The organism is Alcaligenes sp. SORT26, from assembly GCF_017377875.1.
In the GTDB taxonomy this organism is placed as follows: Bacteria; Pseudomonadota; Gammaproteobacteria; order Burkholderiales; family Burkholderiaceae_B; genus Alcaligenes; species Alcaligenes parafaecalis.
This window is the reverse complement of sequence record NZ_CP070975.1, coordinates 2060570-2078866: the sequence shown is the minus strand read 5'-3', so window position 1 is coordinate 2078866 and position 18297 is coordinate 2060570. Positions and strand designations below refer to the sequence as shown.

Annotated in this window: 14 protein-coding genes; 9 read left to right on the top strand and 5 right to left on the bottom strand. The window is 57.2% G+C overall.

Features of this window, described 5'->3' with window-relative positions:
• The first annotated feature begins 47 nt into the window (after positions 1-47).
• The 4 genes from JYG33_RS09635 to JYG33_RS09620 are packed head-to-tail and all read left to right on the top strand — an operon-like array spanning position 48 to position 4080.
• Positions 48-1943 carry an ABC transporter permease gene (locus JYG33_RS09635; protein WP_222668720.1) on the top strand — a complete coding sequence of 632 codons (1896 nt, stop codon included), beginning with the start codon at positions 48-50 and terminating at the stop codon, positions 1941-1943.
• Positions 1940-2707, top strand: a complete 768-nt coding sequence (locus JYG33_RS09630) for an ABC transporter ATP-binding protein (RefSeq protein WP_207871950.1) — start codon at positions 1940-1942, stop codon at positions 2705-2707. Before JYG33_RS09635 ends, JYG33_RS09630 begins: the two co-directional genes overlap by 4 nt.
• A gap of 41 nt (positions 2708-2748) precedes the next feature.
• Positions 2749-3483, top strand: a complete 735-nt coding sequence (locus tag JYG33_RS09625) for an ABC transporter ATP-binding protein (RefSeq protein WP_243430345.1) — start codon at positions 2749-2751, stop codon at positions 3481-3483.
• Positions 3484-3531: 48 nt separating this feature from the next.
• The gene (locus JYG33_RS09620; RefSeq protein WP_207871944.1) at positions 3532-4080 is read left to right on the top strand and encodes a DUF924 family protein; all 549 of its coding nucleotides are present in this window, start codon (positions 3532-3534) and stop codon (positions 4078-4080) included.
• A 111-nt stretch (positions 4081-4191) separates the two neighbouring features.
• Here JYG33_RS09620 and JYG33_RS09615 read toward each other — a convergent pair whose 3' ends face one another.
• Positions 4192-7032: a c-type cytochrome gene (locus JYG33_RS09615; RefSeq protein ID WP_207871941.1), complete on the bottom strand. Its 2841-nt coding sequence runs from the start codon at positions 7030-7032 to the stop codon at positions 4192-4194.
• The gene (locus JYG33_RS09610) at positions 7029-7505 is read right to left on the bottom strand and encodes a (2Fe-2S)-binding protein (protein WP_207871939.1); all 477 of its coding nucleotides are present in this window, start codon (positions 7503-7505) and stop codon (positions 7029-7031) included. The genes JYG33_RS09615 and JYG33_RS09610 overlap by 4 nt, the downstream gene beginning before the upstream one ends.
• A gap of 401 nt (positions 7506-7906) precedes the next feature.
• Here JYG33_RS09610 and JYG33_RS09605 point away from each other — a divergent pair, with 401 nt between their 5' ends.
• From JYG33_RS09605 to JYG33_RS09590, 4 genes are all read left to right on the top strand, one after another.
• Positions 7907-10165: a molybdopterin cofactor-binding domain-containing protein gene (locus JYG33_RS09605; protein ID WP_207871937.1), complete on the top strand. Its 2259-nt coding sequence runs from the start codon at positions 7907-7909 to the stop codon at positions 10163-10165.
• A gap of 60 nt (positions 10166-10225) precedes the next feature.
• The gene (locus JYG33_RS09600; RefSeq protein ID WP_207871935.1) at positions 10226-11050 is read left to right on the top strand and encodes an alpha/beta hydrolase; all 825 of its coding nucleotides are present in this window, start codon (positions 10226-10228) and stop codon (positions 11048-11050) included.
• 81 nt (positions 11051-11131) lie between these two features.
• Positions 11132-12184, top strand: coding sequence for a 2,5-dihydroxypyridine 5,6-dioxygenase (locus JYG33_RS09595; RefSeq protein WP_207871933.1), 1053 nt, complete (start codon positions 11132-11134; stop codon positions 12182-12184).
• The gene (locus JYG33_RS09590; RefSeq protein ID WP_243430136.1) at positions 12171-12794 is read left to right on the top strand and encodes an N-carbamoylsarcosine amidohydrolase; all 624 of its coding nucleotides are present in this window, start codon (positions 12171-12173) and stop codon (positions 12792-12794) included. Before JYG33_RS09595 ends, JYG33_RS09590 begins: the two co-directional genes overlap by 14 nt.
• A gap of 119 nt (positions 12795-12913) precedes the next feature.
• Here JYG33_RS09590 and JYG33_RS09585 read toward each other — a convergent pair whose 3' ends face one another.
• From JYG33_RS09585 to JYG33_RS09575, 3 genes are all read right to left on the bottom strand, one after another.
• On the bottom strand, positions 12914-16216 hold the full coding sequence (locus tag JYG33_RS09585) for an autotransporter outer membrane beta-barrel domain-containing protein (RefSeq protein ID WP_207871929.1): 3303 nt from the start codon (positions 16214-16216) through the stop codon (positions 12914-12916).
• Positions 16217-16853: 637 nt separating this feature from the next.
• The gene (locus JYG33_RS09580; RefSeq protein ID WP_207871927.1) at positions 16854-17273 is read right to left on the bottom strand and encodes a type II toxin-antitoxin system VapC family toxin; all 420 of its coding nucleotides are present in this window, start codon (positions 17271-17273) and stop codon (positions 16854-16856) included.
• Between the two features lie 2 nt (positions 17274-17275).
• The gene (locus JYG33_RS09575) at positions 17276-17530 is read right to left on the bottom strand and encodes a type II toxin-antitoxin system prevent-host-death family antitoxin (protein WP_207871925.1); all 255 of its coding nucleotides are present in this window, start codon (positions 17528-17530) and stop codon (positions 17276-17278) included.
• Between the two features lie 158 nt (positions 17531-17688).
• Between JYG33_RS09575 and JYG33_RS09570 the strand changes: the two genes are divergently transcribed.
• Positions 17689-18291, top strand: a complete 603-nt coding sequence (locus JYG33_RS09570; protein WP_207871923.1) for a nucleotidyltransferase family protein — start codon at positions 17689-17691, stop codon at positions 18289-18291.
• Positions 18292-18297 lie beyond the last annotated feature (6 nt).

Here is an 18297-nt window from a genome sequence, read left to right as displayed (position 1 = left end):
GTAGATCGGCGCGCCGTGTGGCGCGCCACTTCTGACGCGAGGCAGTAATGGCCTTATCGGGTTTATGGGTTCAGTTCCTTAACGGACTGGCCGAGGCATCGTCTTTGTTCCTGGTGGCGGCGGGTTTATCCCTGATTTTTGGGGTGACACGTATCGTCAACTTTGCACACGGCTCCCTGTACATGCTGGGCATCTACATGGCGTATTCCACCGTGCAATTCATGGGTGGTTCGGCACTGGGATTCTGGGCGGGCTTGATTGTGGCCGCCTTGCTGGTGGGCGCACTGGGGGCCTTGCTGGAAATTGTGCTGCTGCGGCGTATTTATAAAGCGCCCGAGCTGTTTCAGTTATTGGCCACCTTTGCCCTGGTGCTGGTGATCAACGATGGCGCCTTGGCGGTTTGGGGGCCGGAAGATCTGCTGGGGCCGCTGGCTCCGGGTTTGAACGGTTCTATTTCCATTGCAGGGCGCTTCTTCCCGGTTTATGACCTGGTGCTGATCGTAATCGGCCCGGTGGTGCTGGGCTTGTTGTGGCTCTTGCTGACTCGTACACGTTGGGGCGTGCTGGTGCGCGCCGCCACCCACGACAGACAGATGCTGGGCGCGCTGGGCGTGAATCAGGCCTGGCTGTTTACGGGTGTATTTGCTTTGGGCGCCTTTCTGGCCGGTTTGGGCGGTGCGGTTCAATTGCCGCGTCAGCCTGCCAATCTGCTGCTGGATTTGAGCGTGATCGGGGATGCCTTTGTGATTGTGGTGGTCGGTGGCATGGGTTCCATCCCCGGTGCTTACGTGGCTGCCCTGATCGTCGCTGAATTGAAGGCTCTGTGTATCGCTCTGGGCACCGTCACCTTCTTTGGTGTGGACTTTGCCTTTCCGAAACTGACGCTGGTGGTGGAGTTCATCTTCATGGCCGTGGTGCTGGTGTTCCGGCCCTGGGGCTTGTTTGGACGTGCTCAAGCGGTCAGCCGTAACTCCGCTCCGATTGAAGCGCCTTTGCGTGCGGGCAGCGGGGCGTTCCAGATCATGGTGCTGGTGGTTCTGGGTGTGATGGCGGCCTTGCCCTTGATGAGCGACTGGTTCCCGTATGCGCCTGTGCTGGCTCTGGATATTCTGGTCCTGGCCCTGTTCTCCTTAAGCCTGCACTTCATGATGGGGCCAGGCGGGATGAACTCCTTTGGCCATGCCGCTTATTTTGGGCTGGGTGCTTATGCGGCGGCCTTGCTCTTTAAGGCGGCCGCCTTGTCGATGGGCTGGTCACTGGTTCTGGCCCCGGCCGTCGCGGGTTTGGGAGCCATGGTTTTTGGCTGGTTCTGCGTGCGTCTGTCCGGGGTGTATCTGGCGATGCTGACCTTGGCTTTCGCACAGATCGTCTGGTCGATTGTGTATCAGTGGGACAGCTTTACCGGCGGTTCCAATGGTGTGGTGGGTATCTGGCCTGCCGAGTGGCTGTCGGGTGATCGCTACTATTACTTTGCTTTGTTTGTTGTCGTGGCAGCCGCTTTCTTGTTGCGCCGGATTTTGTTCTCACCTTTTGGCTATGCCATGCGAGCCAGTCGGGATTCGGCCTTGCGGGCCGAGGCGATTGGTATCCCTGTGAAACGTGTGCAGTGGCTGACCTTTATCCTGGCGGGCACCTTTGCGGGTCTGGCCGGTGCCTTGTTTGTCTTTTCCAAGGGCAGCGTGTCACCTGAAGTGATTGCGGTGAATAAATCCGTGGATGGCCTGGTCATGGTCTTGTTGGGTGGTTTGCAAACCCTGGTGGGTCCGGTGGTCGGTGCAGCCGTGTTTACCTTGCTGCAAGACTTCTTCCTGGGGATTACGCAATATTGGCGCGCCTTGTTTGGTGGCGTTATTTTGCTGCTGGTTCTGGCTTTCCCTCAGGGTATTGCTGGCTTTTTCAAACGCTGGGCGCATCGTCGCGTCGCACCGGAGGCATCGTCATGAGTTTGCTGCAAGTACGAGGTCTTAAAAAAGCGTTTGGCGGCAATCTGGCCGTAGACGGAATTGAGTTTGATGTGCAGGCCGGGGAGTTCCTGGCCTTGATCGGCCCCAATGGCGCAGGCAAAACCACTACTTTCAATATGGTGGGCGGGCAGTTGACGCCAACTGCAGGTTCGGTGCGTTTGGGCGATCAGGAACTGGTGGGTCTGGCTCCGCGCAAGATTGCGGCAATGGGGGTAGGCCGTACCTTCCAGATCGCGGCTACCTTCGCCTCCTTGACCGTGGTGGAAAACGTGCAGATGGCCTTGCTGGCGCATCAGAAAAAACTGTTTTCCTTTTGGCGGCGGGCGGCACAGTTCGAGCGAGCCCGTGCTTTGGATCTGCTGGATCAAGTGGGCATGTTGGCTCAGGCAGAGCGGCCTTGCAGCGAGCTGGCTTATGGCGATGTGAAACGGGTAGAGCTGGCAATTGCCCTGGCCAATGATCCGCGTCTTTTGCTCATGGACGAGCCCACCGCCGGTATGGCTCCCAAAGAGCGCAATGAGCTGATGCGTCTGACCAAAAAGCTGGTGGTTGAACGCAATATGGGCGTGCTGTTCACCGAGCACAGCATGGATGTGGTGTTCGAGCATTCGGACCGCATGCTGGTGCTGGCTCGTGGTCGGTTGGTGGCTGAAGGGGATGCAGACTATATCCGCCAGCATCCCAAAGTGCAGGAGGTCTACTTTGGCACGGGCAAAACATTCGAGAACAAGGAGCCAGCATGACGCAGGATTTATTCGCCGGTTCTGACCGGAGCAGCGCAGGCATGACGGCCGAGGAGCCCTTGCTCAGTGTCGATGGTCTGAATGCCTGGTACGGGGCCGCGCATATTCTGTTCGATCTGTCTCTGACCGTGCAACGCGGCGAGGTGGTTGCGCTGATGGGCCGTAATGGCGCAGGCAAGTCCACCACCTTGAAATCCATTATGGGTTTGATGGAGCGCTCCAACGGCCATATCGAATTCATGGGACAGACTATCCACGACAAGCAGCCCTTTGAGATTGCCCGTGCAGGCTTGGGCTTTGTGCCCGAAGACCGGCGTATCTTTACCGATCTGAGTGTCACGGAAAATCTGGAAGTGGGGCGACAAGCACCCCGGCATTGGCCCGATGGCTCGGCCGCACCGCATTGGTTGCCGGAGCGTTTGTACAGCCTGTTTCCCAATCTGGGCCAGATGCAGGACAGGCCGGGCGGACAGATGAGCGGCGGCGAGCAGCAAATGCTGACGGTGGCGCGGACCTTGATGGGCAATCCCTATCTGGTCTTGCTGGACGAGCCGTCCGAAGGGGTGGCCCCCGTGATCGTCGAGCAGATGGTGCACATGATTCTGGAGTTGAAGCAGGCCGGTGTCAGTATCTTGTTGTCTGAGCAGAATCTGCACTTTGCCGAGCTGGTGTCGGATCGGGCTTATGTGCTGGAGAAGGGACAAATACGGTACAGTGGCGCGATGCAGGAATTAAGTGCCAACGAGCAGGTGCGGCGCACTTACCTGTCTGTTTAACTTCAGGCCTCCAGATAGCAGAGGCCTGACCGGCTTCAGGAGAACACCATGGCAGATGCACGTCCTAATCCGCAGGCAGTGATTGATTTCTGGGTTGAGGCAGGACCGGAGAAATGGTTTCGCAAGTCCGATGACTTTGACCGGGAATTTCGCGAGCGCTTTTTAGACTGGCACGAGCGTGCGGCCAAGGGCGAGTTTGACGACTGGGCGCAGACAGCAGAAGGCAGTTATGCCTTGTTGATTCTGCTGGATCAGTTTCCGCGCAACTCGTTTCGTAATACCACCCGTATGTACGCAACGGATGATAAAGGCTTGGCGATTGCCAAGGCCATGGTTGCCAAAGGTCAGGATAAGCAGATCCCGCTAGAGCGCCGTGTGTTCTGTTACCTGCCGTATTCTCATGCAGAAAATCTGGCAGATCAGCAAGAGGCCGTGCGCCTGAATCAGGAAATTGGCCGTCCCTGGCTGGACCATGCTGAAGAGCATCTGGATGTGGTCGAACGCTTTGGTCGCTTCCCCCATCGCAATGCGATTTTTGGCCGCAGCACGACAGAGGAAGAGCAGAAATTTTTGCAAGCAGGTGGGTTTTCGGGTTGATTAAGCAAGTCTGAATGCGATGAACGATAAAGCAAAGGCGGCCAAGTGAAAACTTGAAGCCGCCTTTGTTTTTTTGCCGTGTGCCCAACACTATCTGTGGACTAGCTCAGCCTACAAGTGTCCCTTCTGCTCCCGTATGGTCGCAATCTTGTCTTTCAGTCCTGTCCAGGCTGGCTTCTCTGGCGCAAAACGTGCCCGCATATAGTTCAGCAAATCTTCCATCTGTTCGTCGTTCATGCTGTTCTTGAACGCAGGCATGGAACCCAGGGTAGGCTGCGCGGGGCGGGTAATGCCGTGCATCAGGACCTGAATCGCATTGTCCGGGTGCTCGCTATGCAGATTACTGTTCAGAGCCAGGGAAGGACGCGCTCCAAACAGAACCGGGCCGCCACGCGGATCGTGACAGACAGCACAGGCACCGTTGAACAGATTCTCGCCTGGCATCAGCATTACTTCTTTGTTGCTGCGGCTGTCCTGCTCCAGACGGGCGGCTTGTGCTGCGTGCGTTTGCTCTTGCTCACTCTCAACCGGATTCAAGCTGCTCAGATAATGTGCCATAGCGCGCACATCAGACTCAGGCAGTTCGGCCAGACCAGCGACGACGGGGCCCATCGGGCCCGCCGCCACACCGTGGCGGGGTGAATAGCCGGTGCGCAGGTATTGGTACAGCTCCTGTTCTGTCCAGGGGATGGGGGCTTTGGACAGGCTGTTCAAAGCGGGCGCTTCCCAGTTATCGGCAAAGCCTCCGGCCAGGAAATTGGCCTCGCCGCCTTTTTCTGCACCCAGCATATTGCGCGGGCTATGGCAGGCGGCACAGTGGCCGCTGCTATTGACCAGATAAGCACCCCGATTCCATTGCACCGTCTGGGTCGGGTCAGGGACGTAGGCATTCGGGTCGCGGTGAAACAGCATGTTCCAGCCCGCCACCAAAGGCCGCATATTCATGGGGAAAGGCAGCTTGGTTTCCGGGACCTCGGACTTCACCGGCTCCTGCGTCATCAGGTAGGCATACAGAGACTGCATGTCCTCGTCGCTGATCTTGGCAAAAGCGGTGTAAGGAAAGGCCGGATACAGATGACGGCCGTCCTGATGAATGCCTTCTCGCATGGCGCGCTCAAAGGCTTTGTAGCTCCAACTGCCAATGCCGGTTTCTTTATCGGGGGTGATATTGGTGGTGTAGATAGTGCCAAAGGGCGTATCCAGGCCCAGGCCACCGGCATTGGGTGTGCCCCCTTCTGCGGTGTGGCAGACCATGCAGTCACCTGCAATGGCAACCAGTCGGCCACGCTCAATAGCCAGCTCTGAAAAGATGGAGGTATCCACTTGGCCCACCGGCGCAATGGCTGGACGCCAGGGCAGGGCGCTTAATACGGTGCCGGTCGCTACTGCGGCCAGGGCACCCCACCAGGCTTTGCGTTTCTTGCTGCTGCCTGTTTTTCCTTCCTGATAGCCCAGCGCCAGCGATTGCTCGCTAAAGGGGGCGCTGGTCAGACGTATGCCGCTGGCATTGAAAATGGCATTGGCAATGGCGGCAGCAGCAGGTAGCTCTACGCCCTGATTCCAGGCCAATGGCTGGCCTACGGCAGATTCCCGTTTGACCAGTTGGACGGCAGGTTTGGCTGTCGCGTCTTTCTTTGCACTGTTGCTCGCCGCATCACCACTATTGCCCGCGGTGCTGTTCAGTAATTGCTGCGCCCAGCGGCCCAGCCTGTCGGCCAAAGCCGGTGCAGACTCCGATGATTGGGCGGGATTGCCCAGTTCTGTGCTGTCGTGGCCAATGGTCAGCTTGTCGATGCTAAGCGTTCCCTGGCGGGTATCGACGCTGACATCCACCGCCCAGGCAGACCATTGCTCTCGCGCTGCTTGGCCGGGGACTTGCTCAACAATATGACTGTAAGCCAGTCCCCGTCCTTTGCGTAAAGGACCTTGTTGTGTGGGCAAAGGCTCGGACCAGTCTGATTGTGCGGCAACGCGTTGCAGCAGATCGCGCCCCTGCGGGCTGTGTACCTGTTCCAGCCGCGCTTCCAACGGGTCCAGCCCTAGAATGTGGCAGTCCTGATCGAATTGCGATTCTTGCGCAAAGACGGTGGCTTGGGCCAGGCTATCGGGGTCGCTGCTGGCAGCGGCGCCATCATAGCTAGGGCTAGGTGCCGCAAAGTAATCGCTTTTGACTTCCGGCCCGCTGCTGGGCAGACCTTGCTGACCACAAAGAATGGCCGCCAAAGAGGGGCGGGCGCCCGACAAGGTATTCAGATGCCAGCGGCTGGCTTGCAAGTGTGCGCTCAGATCACCGGGAGTGGCCGTGTTCTGATAGACGCTCAAACGAATAATGGCTTCGCTGTGGCTGGCCCGTACCTGTACCGCCTGGGGGCGGCCAAAGGCCATGACAGCAGCATCCATTGCGCAGTCATAGGCATCCGCCTGATTGCCCGCTATATCTAGCAGGCAGATTTGTTCACTTGGCAGGCCGCTAAGGGCTTGCAGCTCAATCAATAGCGCAGCAGGCCGTTGAGTATGCGCCCATACATAGAGTTTCTTGTCGTGGTAGCACGCGCGGGCCCAGGCGGTTTCCTGATGATCTGCCGCCGCCTGCCATTCGTAACTGTGATCGGGCGTGCTGCTGGTCTTGGCCGCTGCTTCATTGGCGGACAATGCCGCCTGATTCGATGGGACAGGGGTGGCCCAGCGGGCATCCAGCAATGCGGCGCCCTGATGGGCCTGTTCCACTTGAACGGCCAGCACACCCAGGAAGTTGCCCATATGCACGCAAGCAACGACACCGGGCACTTGCAGGGCAGCCTGCTTGTCTACGGTTTGTAATTCTGCACCTTGGTACTGCCCGTTTTTGTAAGACCAGTAAGGAGGGCGCACAAGCGCCCCGTGCAAGAGATGGGTGCCGGGTGGCAGCTCTGGCCATTGCGCTCGGGAAGTATCTTGTACTGAATGACTCATTGCCGGGCCTTTGCGACACGCAGTGCTGCTTGCATGATTTCCACATGGGTACCGCAGCGACACAGGTTATAACGCAGCTCGTCCCGAATCTGTTCTTCAGTGGCTTGCGGATTACGGTCCAGCAAAGCCTGCACGGTCATGACCATGCCGTTCAGGCAATAGCCGCATTGGGCCGCCTGGCAATCAATAAAAGCCTGCTGGACGTCATTGGGCTGGCCGTCCTGGGCCAAACCTTCCAATGTAGTGATCTGCCGGTTTTCAACCAGGCTGACGGGCACCACACAGGAGCGTGCCGCCACGCCATCTACCAACACTGTACAGGCGCCGCACTCGCCCAGGCCACAGCCGAACTTGGGACCATTCAGTTCCAGATCGTTACGCAGGACATAAAGCAGCGGAGTATCGGGTTCCACCTCGATGATGTGGGTCTCTTGATTGACCCGCAAGGTGTGCGGGCGAGTACAAGGGTTCATGGGTTTCACCTTTGGTTGATCGCACCTTGTTGTCTGACAGCGTGTGCGGTGCTTTTATCAGCTCGGTATTGATATGCTTAAATTAAGTGTATACACTTTAATTTATTGAGTAAATAGATTCTACTATTCCCTTGAGGCATCAATCAAAGCCCTCTTGGCAAGCGGTCTTGAATTCGGGTGTTTCTTATTTAATATAGGGTTTACACTGATTATTAAGCCCTTGATTTTCTCTTTATAGTAGTTGCGGTAAATGAGTTTTAGCGCACTGTATTTGATTTTATTAGGGCGTGTACGCTAGTAATTCGTGTTTTGCTAGTGCGTGCCTCAGGCGGGTTTTCCAGGGTCTGATCCGTATCGGCCCCCCATAGACCTTGTTGATAAAGCCCAGCCAGGAGAGTGTGATGTCTTACGATGCGCCGCGCCACCAGCAGCAAGACTTGCTCAAGGCGCCCGGCACCTTGCTGATTTTAGCGGCACCGGCCCGGCCTCCCAAGCCCTCGCCTGGGCAGCCTGGCGTGGTGTCCGAGTATCTGCAGGCGCACGACGATATCTTTGTCGCGGTGTCCGAGCAGGGCTGGGTGCGCGCATTTCATGGCCACGTGGATTTGGGCACGGGCATTCAAACGGCTTTGAGCCAGATTGTGGCCGACGAGCTGGACGTACCCATGTCGCGCGTACAAATGGTGCTGGGCCATACCGATGCGTCCCCGAATCAGGGGCCCACAATTGCCAGTGCGTCTATTCAGATTCATGCGGTGCCCTTGCGCAAGGCGGCGGCTCAGGCACGGCAATTATTGCTGGCACAAGCCGCACAGCGCTGGATGCTGGATACAGATCAACTGCGGGTCGAGGACGGCACCGTTATTGCCCCTGACGGGCGCAGCCTGAGCTACTGGCAATTGCTGGAAGGCCTGGAGCTACGCGCCTACCTGGATAAAGAAACCCCCACCAAATCGGCCGAGCAATTGCGCATTGTAGGGACCCCCCAGGCGCGTGTCGATATTCCCGGAAAAGTGGCTGGGCAATGGGTTTATGTACAGGATGTGCGCGTGCCGGGCATGCTGCATGGTCGTGTCGTACGTCCTCCTTATATAGGGCGGGACAGCGGGGATTTTGTAGGTTGCAGCCTGGAGTCGGTCGACGAGCAATCCATCCGCCATATTGGCGATGATGTGCAGCTTGTCGTGCTGGGTGACTTTATTGGTGTGGTGGCTCGCCGTGAAGAGCATGCGATGCGTGCCGCAAGAGAATTGAAAGTGCGCTGGAAAGCGATTCCTCCTTTGGAGGATATGAGCAATCTGGAGCAGTTGATTCGTCGTCAGCCCATGACAGAGCGTTTGCTGACAGATACGGGTCCGGGTTTTGATGAGTTGCCGCCGGAAGGCAAGCGCCTGAAGCGTACGTATATCTGGCCTTTCCAGTTACATGCCTCGATTGGTCCTTCTTGCGCCGTGGCCGATTACCAGCCCGGTCATAGCCGCATCTGGTCGGGCTCGCAGAACCCGCATATGTTGCGTGTGCATTTAAGTCAGTTGCTGGACGAAGACGAGGCAGGTCTGGAGATCATCCGTCACGAGGCCGCAGGATGCTATGGCCGCAATTGTGCCGACGATGTTTGCGCCGATGCCTTGCTGATGTCGCGGGCGGTGGGTGCGCCGGTACGCGTGCAACTGACCCGCGAACAGGAACATGGCTGGGAGCCCAAAGGAGCCGCCCAGTTGATGGATGTAGAAGGTTCTATTGATGCCCAAGGGCAGTTGCGTCACTACGATTTTGTGACGCATTACCCCTCCAACGATGCACCGAATCTGGCCTTGTTGCTAACAGGCCGTGAATCGGCGGCACCGCGTCAATTGGAAATGGGCGACCGTACCGCCGTGCCGCCTTACAGCTACCCCAAACAACGAGTGGTTTGCCAGGATATGCCTGCGATTGTGCGCGCGTCCTGGTTGCGTGGCGTGTCGGCCATGCCGAACTCCTTTGCGCATGACTGTTTTCTGGACGAGCTGGCGGTAGAGGCTCAGGTCGACCCCTTGACCTATCGCTTGCGCTATCTGGATAAGGACGTCCGTGCCCAGGAACTGCTGCAGGCAGTGGCTGATAAGGGCCAATGGCAGTTGCGGCGTCAAGGTTCGCGTGGGCAGCCGGATGAGCAAGGATATTTGTATGGCCGTGGCTTGTCGTACGCCCGCTATATCCACAGCAAATTTCCCGGTTTTGGTGCAGCCTGGTCCGCCTGGTTGCTGGATCTGCGGGTGCATGCCGAAACGGGTGTGATCGAGGTCGAGCAAATTTATGTCGGTCAGGATACTGGGCAGATGGTGAACCCGGCGGGTGTGCGTCACCAGATTCACGGCAATGTGATTCAGTCTTTGAGCCGGACCTTGTATGAGCAGGTGCGCTTTAACGCGCAAGGCGTGGTGAGCGCGGAGTGGGGGGCTTATCCCATTGTTGATTTCCCGCGCATCCCGCCTATTGAGGTGGTTTTGATGGACAGGCAATCCGAGCCGCCCATGGGGTCGGGCGAGTCCGCCTCCGTGCCCTGTGCCTCGGCTATTGCCAATGCTTTATTTGATGCAACTGGCCGACGTTTTCGGCAAGTGCCTTTTACACCGGATGTGGTCCGGGCCGCGCTGGCTGCTGCGCCTCAAACGGCGTAGGCAGCAGCAATTTTCATGGGTCAGGCCCAGGCCTGACGGTTTCAATCCAAGGACAGATTAATGAGTACCTTTCTTTACGGCGGCCATGTTCATGCCAATGGCATTCGTCAGCATTACCTGCGTTTCGGCGGTTCCGTCGGTGGGCGCGATCAGCGTCCTGCCGTCATCATCGTTCCTGGCATCACCAGCCCGGCTGTGACCTGGGGCTTTGTGGGCGAGCAGTTCGGCAAGCACTTTGATACTTACATCCAGGACGTGCGTGGTCGTGGTCTGAGCGAAGCAGCGGAAGGTATGGACTACAGCCTGGACGCACAGGCGGATGACTTGATCGCATTGGCCCAAGAACTGGGTTTGAAAGACTACATCGTGGTTGGTCACTCCATGGGTGCGCGCATTGGTTTGCGTGCCGCTCACAAGAACAGCGATGGCTTGAGCCGTCTGGTGATGGTTGATCCTCCCGTCTCCGGCCCAGATCGCCGTGCCTATCCTTCCAAGTTGCCTTGGTACGTGGATTCCATGGCGATGGCTCGCAAGGGTTGTACGGCTGAAGACATGCGCGCCTTCTGCCCGACCTGGACCCAAGAGCAACTGCAATTGCGTGCTCAGTGGCTGCACACCTGCCACGAGCCTGCGATTCTGGCCAGCTTTGAAGGTTTCCACACCGATGACATTCACGTCGACTTCCCGCATCTGAACGTCCCCGCCTTGCTGATGACCGCCGAGCGTGGCGACGTGGTGCGTGATGAAGACGTGGCCGAGATTCAGCAACTGGCCTCTGGCGTTCAGCACGTACGCGTGCCCAATGCTGGTCACATGATTCCCTGGGACAACGAAGCCGGCTTTTACGAGGCCTTCGGTGATTTCCTGGGCCAGCGCCTGGTGTGATGTTGAAAGGGCCACATGGGTGGCCCGTCGTGATGCAGAGGTTCCGCGTCAGTGTCGGAACCTTTCACAAGGAGAGACAAGATGGCAGTAAGTGATTACCAACTTATCGAGGCGTGGCAGGAAGTGCTGCGTCTGTCCAAGCTGCAAGCCGGTCAGACAGTGACCTTGCTGACCAGCTCGACCACACACCCGCAGACGATGCAGTGTGCACAGATTGCGGCTCAGTCTATGGGTGCGATTGTGAATCGCCTGGATTTGTTGCCGGTCAATGCGGAAAAAGCCTTGAGCCGTGACTCGTTGGCCTACTTGGGTACGACTCCGCTGACAGGTAATGAAGCGGCGATTGCGGCCTTGAAGGCCAGCGATCTGGTTCTGGATTTGATGACCCTGTTGTTCTCGCCCGAGCAGATCGACATTCTGAAGTCCGGTACCAAGATTTTGTTGGCGGTAGAGCCACCCGAAATTCTGGTTCGCACTGTGCCAACCGAAGCAGATCGTGCACGCGTGACCGCAGCCGCCGCTTTGATCAAGGCCGCCAAGGAAATGAGCATTACCTCGGCTGCCGGTACGGATTTGCGTTGCCCGCTGGGTGAATTCCCCGCGATTCGCGAGTACGGTTTTGTGGACGAGCCCGGCCGTTGGGACCACTGGCCTAGCGGCTTTGTGCTGACCTGGCCTAATGAGTTGGGTACCAACGGCACCATCGTGATCGACAAGGGCGACATCCTGTTGCCACAAAAGAAGTACTCGACTGAGCAGATCATTCTGACGGTAGAAAACGGCTACGCCACCAAGATTGAAGGTGGTATCGAAGCCGAGCTGCTGGACGAGTACATGAAGACTTTCAACGATCCTGAAGGCTACGCGATTTCCCATATTGGTTGGGGTCTGCAGCCGCGTGCTCACTGGTCCACTTTGGGTCTGTACTCGCGTGAGAACACGATTGGTATGGATGCGCGCGCTTTCGAGGGTAACTTCCTGTTCTCCTTGGGACCGAATAATGAAGCTGGCGGCAAGCGGACAACGGCATGCCACATTGATATTCCTTTGCGCAATTGCACGGTTAGCCTGGATGGCCGCGCCGTAGTGCGTGATGGCAAAGTACTGGACGGAGGCGTTGGTGAGTACGAATGAAGGAGCGGTTTACGCTCAACAAGGTTTTGGGTCGACGCTGGAGCCTAAAGCTCCGTATGGCTTGCTGATTATTGATCTGGTGAACGGTTTTGCCGACCCGGCGGTATTTGGTGGCGGCAATATCCCTGAGGCTATCGAGAACACGCAGACCTTACTGGCAACGGCTCGTGAACAGGGCTGGCCTGTGGCTCACACCCGTATTGTGTATGCCGACGATGGCGCTGATAACAATATCTTCAGCATCAAAGTCCCCGGCATGCTGGGTCTGACCGAAGACGCGCACAACAGCCACATCGTGCCTGAACTGGCACCTGCTCTGGGCGAGTTTGTGGTTCGCAAGAATGTACCCTCCGCGTTTTTTGGTACGCCCTTGGCAGCTTGGTTGACCCAACGTGGTGTGCAAACACTGCTGGTTGCCGGTGCGGTCACCAGCGGTTGCGTGCGCTCCAGTGTGGTTGATGCGATGCAACTGGGCTTCCGCCCCTTGGTCGTCTCTGATTGCGTGGGTGATCGTGCAATTGGCCCGCATGAGGCTAATCTTTTCGACATGCGTCAGAAGTACGCCACCGTGGCGACGCGTGAAGAGGCGATGAAGTTGATTGGTCTTTGATCGAGTATCGGTGGCCTGCCGCTTGGGGGCAGGCTATCGGACCTGTGCCCCTGGGAGTCGAATGGCTCCCAGGGGTTTTTTTGTACTTGTGGTTCAGGTCTGTAAGAGGGCGTCGATTGTTAAAACGCCCAGCGCAGATTCACCTGTCCTTGTAGCGATGAATATCCACCTCCGAACTGTGAGCTGATGCCGGTGCCAATCGACAGGCGCTCACTGCGTTGCCAGGTCAGGCCTGCTCGCAGGTTCATTGTGTCGCGGGGCAGCACGCTATTGCGGGTATCAAACGCGGTATCCGTGGACGCAATCGCGAAATGTGCCGCTTGAGTCAGATCGCGGTTCAGCCATTCATGATTCCAGCCCACGTCGACATTCATGGCCAAGTTGCTGCCATCGTTCAGGGCGCGATTCCAGGTGGCGGTCAGCCCAAGGCTGGAGCGCAAGGCGTCGATGCGTTTGCTGTCCAGGTGAAGGCGCGTTGCCGCGTTGCCCGATTCGTCGATAGAGGGCCGGGACACCAAGGCATAGTTCATGCTGACAAAGGGGCCTACCGATAAAGAGGGGTTCAGCTCCCAAAGGTAGCCTGTGCCTGCATCAAGCGACAGATTGCGCCCGGTCCAGTCGGATGAGTGGCTCGCCTGGTAGTCACCGATAGCAATCTGCCTGCGCATATCAGCTTGCTCCAGGCCCAGACGCAGCCCACTGAAAGCAAAAAGGCCTTCTTTTGCTCCAGGACGGTATTGCAGGTGGGCAGCAAGGCCAAATGCGGTGGCTTTGCTCTTGCCAGAGTAAGGGGCATCCGGTTTGACTGACAGGTCTGAAATATCAAGTTGGGCGCCGACGGCGAAGTCGGGAGCCGATTCCAGCGCGCGCCCAGCCCCAACGATCAAGCCATAGCTATTAGCGTCGTAGCCCAGCATGGAGCCACGCGTGTTCTGATCGGCGTTTGCGCCAAATACCAAGGCGTAGCCTTGCCATTCCGTACCAGGCCGCAGCAGGCTTTGGCTCAGGCCTTGACGGGCAGTTTGCATGATTGAGCGCTCATGCATCAGGGAAGCAGCCATGGCAGCGCTGTAGCCAGCCGGTGAAATCTGGTCCAGGGCAGTGGGTATTTGTGAGCCGTCCGTGGCCGAGAAGTCGAGTGTCTGGAACAGTGCTTGCGCGGAGGCGGGCCCGGCGGCAGCCAGCTTGAACAAGGCGTTCCCGGCCTCTCGCTGGTTGGCATCGTTGCCATACTGGCTGTAGGCATTGTCGGCACGGGTGGCAGACAAGCGGTAGCGTTCACTGCCTAGGGCCGCAGCATCAAACCGCAAGGTGGGTGATACATGAGCGATCTGGGTAGTACTGAAGTTGCCGCTGTGACTGGCTGCTTCTACCAGCGAGCCAGTGTCGACTGACCAGGAGTTTTGATACCAGTCGGCCAAGGGTTCCAGCTTCAGCGTGCCGTCCAGGTCTGCATGGCCGCTGACGGCCAGTACGTCGTGGCTGCCTTTGCCGTCAAATTCTGCGACCAGGCGTCCCATCGATGTTTGCTGGAAATCTCCGTTGACGCTGATGCGTCCGGCTGAGTTGCCGGGCGTCAAGGTGCCAGCGTTGATCAGGGCGCTGCCGCTGGCCAGATCGAAGTTGGCATTGCCACCTAATGTCGCTGCTTCCTGGACGGTGGCGCTGTAGACCTGCAAGGTGCCGTTCAGTTGCGTGGTGCCGCCGTCAAACGACAGGGCCAGATTGTCTTTGCCGGTGATGTTACCGGCGTAGCTCAGGTGGAATGTTGCGTCGGGCTGGTCTATGCTGCGGCCCTGGCTGTCAGCCGTCTGGCCAAAAGAGAGGGTGGTCAGACGTAGTTGATTGTTGTCGTCACGTTCTGCATAGCGCGAAATAATATCGCCTTCGATCTGGGCGCCTTGCATCAGGTTGATGCGCTCTACGTAGGCGTTGTCAGAAATCAGGATGGCCGCTTCTTTGCCTGCGACTCGCCCACTAATGTCGGCTTGTTGAACCAATGGGCCGTTCAGTTCCGGCAGCAGGGTTTGATTAGCGCCCCCGCTGCTGCGTATGTAGGAGCCACGACGCTCGACTTCGTTGCTCAGTGAGTTGGTGCCAAAATCGAAACGCAGGCCTACGCCCTGAGGGCCGGTAGCCTGGATGTCACCGCGATGAACCAGTGTATGTCCACGGCCGTAAGCAAATTGAATGCCTTGCCCGTTCAAACCATCGGCGTAGATTTTGACGCCTGGGTCGATGACAAGGGTGTTGTTCTCGCCATCCACCCGTATACCCGCGCCGCCTGATCCTGCTGCCAGCAGGTCTGCAGCTTGTCGGATCTGGTTGTTGCTGCCGTAGATATGCAGGCCCAGACCTAGTGTGGATTGGTTGTATTGGCCTGGAAGGTATTGCGTGCCCTCGGCATTGCGTGCAAAGAAACCTTGTGTATTCACCAGCTCAAGGCCATCGCCGTAGATCGAGCGTCCGAAGAAGTTGGCCCGGTCAATGGTGTAGCCAATATCTTGCAGTACCGCCAGTTCAGCTTCCATGAAGCCTGAATAGTTGCGGTAGTTCTGATGGCTCATGACGCTGTTTCGAAGCTCGATATGGCTCATGAAGTTGTTATCGATGCTGCCGTCCTCTCCCAGTATTTTTACGGGGACACCACGCAGGCCACCGGCCAGAACTTGCTCGATATTGGCACCGATCAGAAAGCCTTTGTCCTGACGCAAGTCGAAGGCATCAGGGTCGTAGGAGGTGTTGCAGCCATTACACAGAATCTTCTGGTCTGCCTGTGCTGGATTGCCGTTGTCGTCTCTTAGTAGTTGAGTCCAGCTATTCAGTTGGTCTTCGAAATACGGTTGTGTGTCATTTATGCCGCCCCTGTCTTCCACACTGCTTAACACGCCTAGCCCATGGGCAATTTCGTGTATGGCCGTCAGAAGTACGCTGTCTTTACCGGTAAGGGGCGTTTGTGTAAATGCCGGGTTTGTTGCGTAGTCGTCTTGGCCCAGGCCAAAAAAACCATGTCCGCCGAGTGGCAGCGTACCTTCGGCAGGCGACAGGCCGAAGATGTTCTGCTGCATTTGCGTCAAGGAGCTTTGGCCGTCATTGGCGGCGGGCGAGCCACCGTAGGCGTTGCCTGCCTCGTCACTCGTACCGATATTGACGATGGTTGGGGGATTGTTCCCCTGGATCTGGAGTATTTCAGCCCAATAGCTCAGGCCGTCAACGATCTCGTTTTTGTAGGCATCATGTCCTTGCCAGCTCCAGAAGGACGTGTTGTGGCGTTCGTCGAATGGACCATCGCCCATATCAAAAAACCGCGCGATAAAGACGGTGCGCCCCGATGCGTCTGTGACGGCTCTGTCTTCCAGGGCGTGAGCAGACAGTGGGGCAATGGCGAGTGCCAGGGCGGCATACAGTTTTGTTAGTTTCATTGTTGAGCAGGTGTTGAATGCGCGAGATATTGTTTGCACTGAATGGCCCCTGAGGTAGAGGAAACAGTTTGATTAGAGTGGGCGTTCATTGTTGCTGCATTGAGGCAAGGCTGATGAAGGGGGATGCCCTTGGCCTGCGTCGGGAAAATATAGCAGATGGTGTCAAATGGACATTGATGGTTTTAAACCCTTGGCTTTGTTTTTAAACGGGGCTTATTTGCTTTTTTTGAGCTTTGTGCTTTGAGTTCTGGGATTGCAGGGTTGAGGGGGAGTCGCTTTTTTTAGGGCGGCTTTCTTCTGGTCGTGCCGTTTGGGCTTTGCGTGAGGGCGGTGAGTAGTTTTCTTGTGGGGCCCGGGTTCGGCTTGTCTTGGCGGGGACCTTGCCCACGCTGCGCGTGGGTGCCCTTGTCAGAGCATCGGGACGGGCGGGTCGTGAACTCGGAGCGCGGTTTGTCCCCCGGACAAACCGCAAGCGTGCTCCTCAAACAGCACGACCCTTGCATCCCGCCCCGACACCCTGCCCGCGGCAAGGGCCCTGACTCGCCCGACAAGCCGAACCCGGGCCCCACAAGAAAACACGCAGCAAGGGTTAAAGCCCAAACGGCACTGCTGCGGAGGAAAAGAGAGCTGTTCGGGTTCAGCGCTCCCAGGGATTGAGAAGGGCGACAGGGGTATCTTTGAAGTCTTTGGCGTTGCGTGTGACGACGGTCATGTCGTGCACCAGGGCGGTTGCCGCGATCAGGGCGTCTCGCTCACCTTTCTTGTTTGGAACATGTAGCTGGGCGCAGCGTTGTGCAACGGCAGCGTCGATGTTCAAGGTGAAGTCGGAGAATGTGGGTAGCACCTGGTTTTCAAACCAATTGCGCAGTATGGCTCCCTGGGCGGCATCCTCCCGCTCTTTGCCCAGGATGCCTTGTTCCAGTTCCAGGACGGTAATGACGGATATGTACAGGGTGGCGGCGTTGACGCTGCGAATCCAGGCGGTGACGTTCGCATCGGCTTTGCCGGATTTCATTTTCCGTATTTCGGAGATGACGTTGGTGTCCAGAAGGTACATGGTCAGAAATCAGCAGGGCGGGTGGTGATAGTGCTTCGAGTAGGTTCAAAGTCGATATCGGCTTCGTCTTCCTGCATGGCGAGTTCATCGATGATGTTGCGGCGCTGCTCGGTCAGGTGCAGGTAACTTTGGAATGTCATTAGTACGTGCGAGGGGCGGCCACGGTCTGTAATGATGACTGGCCCGTCGGCAGCGGCTTTTTTAGCTTCACTGGTGGCCTGGTTGAATTCCCGGCTTGAAAGAGTGGTGATAGTCATGATGCACCCTCCTGTGATTTGTTGATGTAGTCATGTTACTACATTTTATTTTGCCTGGTTTGTGGTGCTTGTTTGCACCAATAAATTTATCCTTTAGGCAGAGACGTGAAAAGACTATGTGTGACAAAGAGCTCACACCGGATTAGAAAGGTGAATCAATGGCAGGGCAGCAGCATGTATCTGGGGTGACGGGCATTATTCTGGCAGCGGGGTTGGGGCGTCGTTTCGATCCTTCGGGCCAATGCTTGAAGTTGTTGGCCAGGATGGACGATGGCAAAACGATGGTGCGCCGTGTCTGTGAAACGGCTTTGTCTGTTCTGGACGAGGTGCTGCTGGTTTGTGATGTCCACGAGCAGCTTTTGCGTCAGGAGTTAAGTGATCTGCCTATCCAGTTCGTTCAGGCTCCGGAAGCCATTCGAGGTATGGGCGTCAGTTTGAAAGCGGGGATACAGGCTGGCAAGCCGCAGTATGGCTATGTGGTGTTGCTGGCAGATATGCCTTGGGTCAGGCCTAGCACGGTCGCTGCGGTGGCTCAGGCGGTGCAGGATGGGGTGGGGATTGTGCGTCCCGTTTTGGATGCTCAGCCCGGCAATCCCATCGGCTTTGGGCTGCAGTGGCGTCGCCAGCTTCTGGAGCTTTCAGATGAGCAGGGCGCGCGTGGCTTGTTGCAGGCCAATAAAGATCAGACTTTGTTTGTGCCTTTGCTTGACGAGGGGATTTTGCGCGATGTGGACACCCCAAGCGATTTGGGGATGTCCTAAGCGTAT